Source organism: Tropicimonas sp. IMCC34011 (assembly GCF_003390865.1).
In the GTDB taxonomy this organism is placed as follows: Bacteria; Pseudomonadota; Alphaproteobacteria; order Rhodobacterales; family Rhodobacteraceae; genus Tropicimonas_B.
Window position 1 is genome coordinate 1 of the sequence record NZ_QMEJ01000008.1, and the last position, 8,110, is coordinate 8,110.

The following is an 8,110-nucleotide window of genomic DNA, read 5'->3' on the forward strand; positions in this document are numbered from 1 at the left end:
GTTTCTCAAGGCTACCATGGACTTGGAAGACATCTTTTGAAGGGTCGATGGAATGGTTAACGGGGACGTCGAGAAGCGCCTATGGTCGGCGGCAGACCAGCTCTGGGCCAACACGGGTCTCAAGCCGAGCCAGTTCTCGACCCCTGTCCTTGGCCTGATCTTTCTGCGTTACGCGGAGAAGCGGTTCGCTCAGGCTGAGACACGGATCGGCCCGGTCGGATCGGGCAACCGCCGCAAGATCAGCAAGGCCGACTACGACGCGGAAGGCATCATCTTCCTGCGTCCAGAGGCCCGCTTCAGTCGCCTGCAATCCCTCACAGAGAGCGACGATATCGGCAGGGCCATCAACGAGGCCATGAAGGCCATCGAGGAAGACAACCCCGACCTCTCCGGCGCTTTGCCCCAGACCTACACCGACCTCGGCAACGAGGTGCTAGTCGAACTCCTGCGTCTCCTCGCCCCCATCGACCTGACAGGGGACGCCTTCGGCAAGGTCTACGAATACTTCCTCGGCAATTTCGCCATGAAGGAGGGCCGGAAGGGCGGGGTCTTTTACACGCCCGAGAGCATCGTGAAGCTCATCGTCGAGATCATCGAACCCTACGAGGGCCGTATCCTTGACCCGGCCTGTGGCTCTGGCGGCATGTTCGTGATGTCTGCGGACTTCGTTGAGCGTCACGGCAAGACCCCCAGCAGCGAGATCAGCATCTACGGGGTCGAGAAGGACCGCGTCACGGTCAACCTCAACAAGATGAACCTCGCCGTCCACGGTCTGTCGGGTGATGTGCGCGAGGCCAACACCTACGCCACCGACATCAAGCAGCTCTTCCCGAGGGTCTTCTCCGAACGCGGCGGCTTCGACTTCGTTATGGCCAATCCGCCCTTCAACGTCTCCGGCGTCCGCAAGGAGGACCTGGAGGGCGACTGGCGCTTCCCCTTCGGTATCCCCAAGCCCGACAATGCCAACTACCTTTGGATACAGCTCTTCCACGCCGCGCTGAACGATCAGGGCCGTGCGGGCTTCGTCATGGCGAACTCGGCGGGCGATGCGCGGAGCAGTGAGCAACTGATCCGCCAGCGGCTGATCGAGGATGGCAGCACCGATGTCATCGTCTCGGTCGGGCCGAACATGTTCTACACCGTCACGCTGCCCTGCACCCTGTGGTTCTTCGACAAGGGCAAGGGAGGGACGGAACGGGAAGACACCGTCCTGTTTCTCGACGCCCGGTCCCTCTACCGCCAGATCGACCGCGCCCACCGGGACTTCCTGCCCGAGCAGATCGAGTTCCTGTCGAACATCGTGCGGCTCTACCGAGGCGAGGCGGTCGAGACCGAGGCAGGCAGCGCGGACCTGCTGGCCGAGGATGGGTTGGACGCAGGCTATGTGGATGTGCCGGGCCTCTGCAAGGCCGCCACGCGGGCCGAGATCGAGGCGCAAGGCTGGAGCCTGAACCCCGGACGCTATGTCGGCGCGGCGGCCCGCGCGGAGCAGGAAATGGACTTTGCGGTGCGCTTCGAGGAGCTGAACGAGGAACTGGTGCAGCTGAACGCCGAGGCGGCAGCGCTTGAAGAACAGATCGCGGAGAACTCGGCTTTGGTGTTGGAGGCAGCGAAGTGATCGAGGTCTGGGTGCCGCATCAGCTCGAGGACTTCGTTCGCTTTCGGAACGGTAAGTCGATCAAGGCTGGGACGGACGGTCGGTATCCTGTCTACGGCTCAAATGGGATCATCGGGCAGTCCGATGATTTCATGTATGAAGACGCAATCATTCTGGGACGCGTAGGTGCGTACTGTGGATCAGTTGAGCGATCGTTCGGACGCTTCTGGGCCTCGGATAACACGATTGTGGTTGAAGCAGACAGCGGGACCACTGACACGCAGTTCGTGTATTACCTGCTGCTCGATGCAAGTCTCAATCGACACGCTGGTGGAGCAGCGCAACCTCTACTGACCCAATCGAGGTTGAAGCCGCTTGAGTTCCTTCTTCCTCCCCTCCACACCCAACAGCGCATCGCTGCGATCCTCTCGGCCTATGACGACCTGATCGAGACCAACACGCGCCGCATCGCGATCCTCGAAGAGATGGCCCGGCGACTCTACGAAGAGTGGTTCGTCCACTTCCGCTTTCCGGGGCATGAAGGGGTGGAGTTCGACGGTGAGCTGCCGCGCGAGTGGTCTGCTGTGGAACTTGATGACCTTGTCCAGATCAACCCGAGGACCGCCGTTCCCCGCGTCAGCCTGAAGCCTTTCGTGCCGATGGGGGCCTTGTCGGAAACCAGCATGGTCATCGAAGGCATCGAACAGCGCGATGGCAACAGTGGTACCAAGTTCCAGAACGCTGACACCTTGGTTGCTCGGATCACGCCTTGCCTTGAGAACGGCAAGACCGGCTTCGTGGACTTTCTCGACGAAAACCAGCCGGTTGCGTTCGGCTCTACCGAGTTCATCGTGCTGCGCCCACTCATACTCGGACCCTGCGCGATCTACTGTCTTGCAAGGTCTCATGCCTTTCGCGACGTGGCGATCAAAAGCATGTCAGGAGCTGAAGGGCGCCAGAGGGTGCGGCCCGAGAGCATCCAAAAGTATCCCATCGCTCAGCCACCTGCAGACCTGCTTGATCAGTTCGAGAGGATCGTATCACCGATGTTCTCCCGCGTCTCTCTTATGGCACGACAGAACGCTAACCTCCGCGCCCAGCGCGATCTGCTCCTACCCAAGCTGGTCTCGGGCGAGATCGACGTGAGCGGCGCAGAGGCCGCACTGCAGGCAGCGGAATGAGCGGCCTCCCCCTAGACCACCTCAAGCGCCTATCCCCCCGTGAGGCATGGAGCAAGGAGGCCACGGACTTCACCCCTTGGCTGGCCCGGGAGGAAAACTTCGCCGTGCTGGCCGGGGCCCTGCACTTCATGGACGCCGAAGTTGAAGGCACGGAACATGCGGTAGGCGATTTCTCGGCGGACATCATCGCGCGGGATCGGGACGGTTATATTCTTGTCGAGAACCAGCTAGAGCAGACCGACCACACCCACCTTGGCCAAATCCTGACCTACCTCGCCGGTCTCGACGGCCCGGTGAAGGTTGTCTGGATCTCAACCAAGGTCCGCGAGGAGCATCGCGCGGCGATCGATTGGCTGAACGGCCACACGCCTGACGATTTTTCTTTCTTCGCCGTCGAGCTTGAACTCTTTAAGATCGGCTCCTCGCCAGCCGCCCCGCATTTTTACGTGGTCGCAAAGCCGAACGAATGGAGCCGACACGTCAGCAAGCGAGCTCAGGCATTCTCCGGTACGGCAATCAACTCCGCCCAGCAGCAATATCGGGACTACTGGGGTGCGTTCTCAGATTACTTGTCAGAAAGTGATGCAGGCTTTGCTATATCAACCCCGTCAAAACGGATGTGGCAGACCTTCAGCATCGGACGGAGCGGATACAAACTCAGTACGCTTGCCAGTGCAAGAGACCGTTGGCTGGGCGTCGAAATCTATATCGACAACGACCCCGAAAAGCTGGTGTTTGACCACCTGCACGGGCTTATGCCAGAGATCGAGAAGAGTTTCGGTGGCGACCTTACGTGGGAGAGGCTGGATAGTGGAAAGGCATCGCGCATCGTGGTGCGACAGCATCAGACCGACCCTATGGATCAGTCGCGATGGACCGAGTACTTTGAATGGTATCTCGACCACATGAAAAGGCTGCGTATCGCCTTCAGCAACCATATCCGAAACATTGATCTATCGGATTTGAAGAGACGTGCGGAGACTGTTCGGTCAGAACAGGCAAGTGGGAGTTGACCCCGACCGACCAAGCCCACGACTACGGAGAGGACGCGGCGGTGGAACAGCCCGCCATCCAGCTCTTCGCCGATCTGGGCTGGGAGACGGTGAACCTCTACCACGAGTGGGCGAACGGGAAATCTACAGAGGGTCGCGAGAGCGCGAAGCAGGTTGTTCTGGAGGGACGGCTTCGGACAGCCCTTGAGCGTCTCAACCCGGAGCTGCCCGGAAGCGCGATCACGCAGGTCATCGAAGAGATCACCCTCGACCGCGCCCGCATGGTGCCCGCCAATGCCAACCACGAACTGTGGCGGCTTCTGCGCGAAGGCGTGAAGGTCAAGGTCAATACCCCGCGCGGTGGGCAGGAGACGAAGACTGCCCGCATCATCGACTGGCGCAACCCGGAGGCCAACGACTTCCTCCTCGCCTCGCAGTTCTGGGTGAAGGGGGAGATGCATCGGCGGCGTCCCGACCTGATCGCCTTCGTCAACGGCATCCCGCTTGTGCTGGTCGAGCTAAAGAAGCCCAGCGCCCCGCTCAAGTCTGCCTACGACGACAACCTGACGGACTACAGGGACACGATCCCGCATGTCTTCACCCCGAACGCTTTCATCATCCTGTCCAACGGCTTCGACACCAAGGTCGGCAGCACCTTTGCCCCGTGGCAGTTCTTCAACGAGTGGAAGCGGGTAGAGGACGAGGGAGAGGAAGGGCGCGTGTCGCTGGAGGCGGCGATCCGGGGCATGTGCGCCAAGGGCAAGCTGCTCGATCTGGTCGAGAACTTCATCGTCTACGAGGAGGACAAGGCGGGGCTGATCAAGAAGCTCGCTAAGAACCACCAGTACCTCGGCGTCAACCGCGCCATCGTCGAGGTCATGAAGTCCAGGGATCGTCCCGAGGGCGAACCCGCGCGGCTTGGCGTCTTCTGGCACACGCAAGGCAGCGGCAAGTCCCTGTCGATGGTGTTCTTCAGTCGGAAAATGCTGCGGACAGTGCCCGGCAACTGGTCCTTCGTGATGGTGACGGATCGGCAGGAGCTGGACGAGCAGATCTACAAGACGTTCCTCGCCACCGGAACGGTGACCAACAATGAAGCCCATGCAGACAGCGGGGCGCACTTGAAGGAGCTACTGAAAGGCGATCACCGCTTCGTCTTCACGCTGATACACAAGTTCAACACTCGGGACGGGACGGCCTACCCGAAGCTCTCCGACCGGCGCGACATCATCGTGATCACCGACGAGGCCCACCGCAGTCAGTACGACACGCTCGCGCTGAACATGCGGAACGCGCTGCCCAATGCGGGCTTTCTTGGCTTCACCGGGACGCCCCTGATGGCCGGTGAGGAACGCACCCGCGAGGTCTTCGGCGACTACATTTCGATCTACAACTTCGCCCAGTCCATCGCGGACGGCGCGACGGTCCCTCTCTATTACGAGAATCGTATCCCAGAGCTGCAACTCACCAATGAAGCGCTGGGCAATGAAATGGACGCCCTCTTGGAGGAGGCCGATCTCGACGAGGATCAAGCCCGAAAGGTCGAGCGCGAGTTCGCCCGCGAATACCACCTGATTACACGCGATGATCGCCTTGATGCCATCGCCGCCGATCTCGTTCAGCATTTCGTCGGACGCGGTCTGAAGTCGAAGGGGATGATGGTCTGCATCGACAAGGCGACTGCGGTTCGGATGCACAACAAGGTTCGAGAGCAATGGGAGAAGCACCGGCTAGAGCTTGAGGCCCGGTTGACGGAGGGGACGGTGGAGGAGCGCCCCATCATCGAAGCGCAGATCGACCTGATGGCCTCAACAGACATGGCCGTCGTGGTCTCGCAGGGCCAGAACGAGATCAAGGAGTTGGCTGACAAGGGGTTGGACATCAGGCCCCATCGGAAACGCATGGTTGAAGAGGACCTCGACGAGCGCTTCAAGGACCCGAATGATGATCTGCGACTGGTCTTCGTCTGCGCCATGTGGATCACGGGCTTTGATGTGCCGTCTTGCTCGACGATCTACCTCGACAAACCGATGAAGAACCATACGCTCATGCAGACCATCGCGCGGGCCAACAGGAACTTCCCCGGAAAGGAGGCTGGCTTCATCGTCGATTACGTCGGCGTGTTCCGAAACCTCCAGAAAGCCTTGGCGATCTACGGCGGCGGCAACAGCGGCACCTCAGAGCCACCGATCCGCGACAAGAGCGATCTGGTTGAACACCTCCGGCACATCATAGCAGAGACACTGTGCTACCTTGTCGAGCGAGGCGTGGACCCGGACGAGATCAAGCAGTCCAGGGGACTTGAGAAGACGGCCTTGATCGGTGAGGCAGTCGAGAAGTTGATCGATAGCGATGCCGCAAAGCGTGACTACCTCGGTCGAGCGAGGATCGTGGCTCGGGTCTACAAGGCGATCCTGCCCGATGCGGCAGCCATCGAGTTCTCGTCTAACGCCGTGCTGATCTCTGTGTTGGCGGAACGCATCCGGTCCCTAATGCCCAAGCCCGACATTTCCTCGATCATGCAGGAAGTAGAGGACCTGCTGGACCGCTCGGTCGCGCCTATTCCATACGAGCCGCCTGAAGACCCTGAGCTGATCGACATTGGCCGGATCGACTTCGACAAGCTGCGCGAGAAGTTCGCCACTGGGAAACAGCGGACCGAAGCAGAGCGGCTTCGCGCATTGCTCACCCAGAAACTGGCCCAGATGGTGGCGAGGAACCCGACCCGCGCGGACTTCCTCGAGCGGTTTCAGAAGCTCATCGATGGCTACAACAGCGGCAGCCAGAACATCGAGGCGTTCTTCAATGCGCTGATGCGCCTCGCGGAGGAACTGTCAGAAGAAGAGCAAGAAACGATCCGTGAGGGCCTCACCGAGGAAGAGAAGGCCCTTTTCGACATCCTTACCACGCCAGAGCCTGAGCTGACCGATAAGGAACGCGAGCAGGTGAAGGCTGTCGCGAGATCACTCCTGCAGACGCTCAAGGATGAGAAGCTCGTCCTCGACTGGACGAAGAAGGAACAGGCAAGGGGAGCCGTGCGGCAAATCATAGAGCTCACGCTCGACCGTGGTCTTCCTGACGCATACGATGAAGCCACATTCTACCGGAAGTGCGACGGTCTCTACCGTCACGTGTTCGATGCCTATCAGAGCGGGCCGGAGGGCATCTACGCTGCAGCCTGAGGATTAGGGGCCACCATTAGAAGCTCCCCAACTCCACAGGCTCCCCATGACAATCGAAGACAGGCTCGCTGTCGGCTGTGCCGATGGCGATGAAATCCATGGCGAACGACAGCTCGACCCATGGCGCGAACCGAAGACGCCTGCGGCCAAACAGTTCGTCCAGTTCATTATCCAGATGCTTGAAGACCACGAGGCGCTCTACGGCTTGAGAAAGCGCAAACGGAAGGCGGATGACCTCGAGACGTTTCAGCGCGTTGCTTCCGCCGTGATCTCTGACCTTGCCGTCTCCGCACTGGCTGAAGAGTGTTGTGGGCTTCGGCTGTACAGGTCGAATGGGAAGCTTAAATACGGCTCCCGCTATCGCTCGCCGGTCACTACGAAGGTGCTACCTGCCATTCTCAACCTTCTGTGCCACCCGGCATTGTTGCTCGCGGAACAGGACCTTGGAGAAGGTGCCCCAAACGCAAGAGGCGTACAGACAGTCATTCGACCTACCCCGGCGCTTTCTCAGATGCTCTCGCGTCATGGTCTTTCTGCCGATGATTTCACCGAGGTTGAGGCAGGCGAGCCGGTCGAGCTCAAGGGCGAAAAAGAGTTCCGTGACAGGTCAGCGCCACGTGTGGAGTACGAGGACACCGAGGCAACCCTCCGCTATCGCCAGGAAATGCGGAGCATCAATCGGCGTCTGGCAGAGGCTGACCTCGCATACATCGGCCCGAACGCCATCGACACCTGCCAGCGACAGCTTCGACGTGTCTTTACCCGCTTCAGCTTCCGGAGCGGTGGGCGGCTCTATGGAGGTTTCTGGCAGCCCATGAAGAAGGTAGACCGTCTATGCCATCTCCGGATCAACGGCGAGCCGATTGTCGAGCTGGACTATGGGCAGATCATGCCTCGGCTCGTCTACTCAATCGCCAACGCTGTCCCCACCATGAATGACCTGTATGCCATTCCGGGTTTCGAGGCGTACCGTTCTGGCATTAAGCGCGTGATGTCATCGATGCTTTTCGTTGAGAAACGAATGACTAAGTTCCCTAGGGGCACACGAGACCTGTTCCCGGCAAATGTGCGTGTGTCAGATGTTGTGGATGCGGTGATGGCCACTCATCCCGCCATCTCACCCTTCTTCTTCAAGGGCATCGGCCATCGTTGCCAGTT

General features: G+C 60.0%; 5 protein-coding genes. All 5 read left to right on the forward strand.

Annotated features, from left to right (window positions below; translation table 11 throughout):
- Positions 1–52: 52 nt before the first annotated feature.
- Positions 53–1,618: a class I SAM-dependent DNA methyltransferase gene (locus DQG15_RS17915; protein ID WP_116087773.1), complete on the forward strand. Its 1,566-nt coding sequence runs from the start codon at positions 53–55 to the stop codon at positions 1,616–1,618.
- A complete protein-coding gene (locus DQG15_RS17920) occupies positions 1,615–2,778 on the forward strand; it encodes a restriction endonuclease subunit S (RefSeq protein WP_116087776.1) in 1,164 nt (387 codons plus the stop codon). The genes DQG15_RS17915 and DQG15_RS17920 overlap by 4 nt, the downstream gene beginning before the upstream one ends.
- Positions 2,775–3,791, forward strand: coding sequence for a DUF4268 domain-containing protein (locus DQG15_RS17925; protein ID WP_116087778.1), 1,017 nt, complete (start codon positions 2,775–2,777; stop codon positions 3,789–3,791). The genes DQG15_RS17920 and DQG15_RS17925 overlap by 4 nt, the downstream gene beginning before the upstream one ends.
- A complete protein-coding gene (locus DQG15_RS17930; protein WP_116087780.1) occupies positions 3,788–6,952 on the forward strand; it encodes a type I restriction endonuclease subunit R in 3,165 nt (1,054 codons plus the stop codon). Before DQG15_RS17925 ends, DQG15_RS17930 begins: the two co-directional genes overlap by 4 nt.
- Before the next feature lie 46 nt (positions 6,953–6,998).
- Positions 6,999–8,110 (forward strand): hypothetical protein (locus DQG15_RS17935; protein ID WP_116087782.1); only part of this gene is annotated, 1,112 nt, incomplete at its 3' end.

What these genes read in the sequence shown, in the direction of transcription:
- DQG15_RS17915 (WP_116087773.1), top strand. Translation starts at nt 53, where the DNA reads ATGGTTAACGGGGACGTCGAGAAGCGCCTATGGTCGGCGGCAGACCAG.
- DQG15_RS17925 (WP_116087778.1), top strand. Translation starts at nt 2,775, where the DNA reads ATGAGCGGCCTCCCCCTAGACCACCTCAAGCGCCTATCCCCCCGTGAG.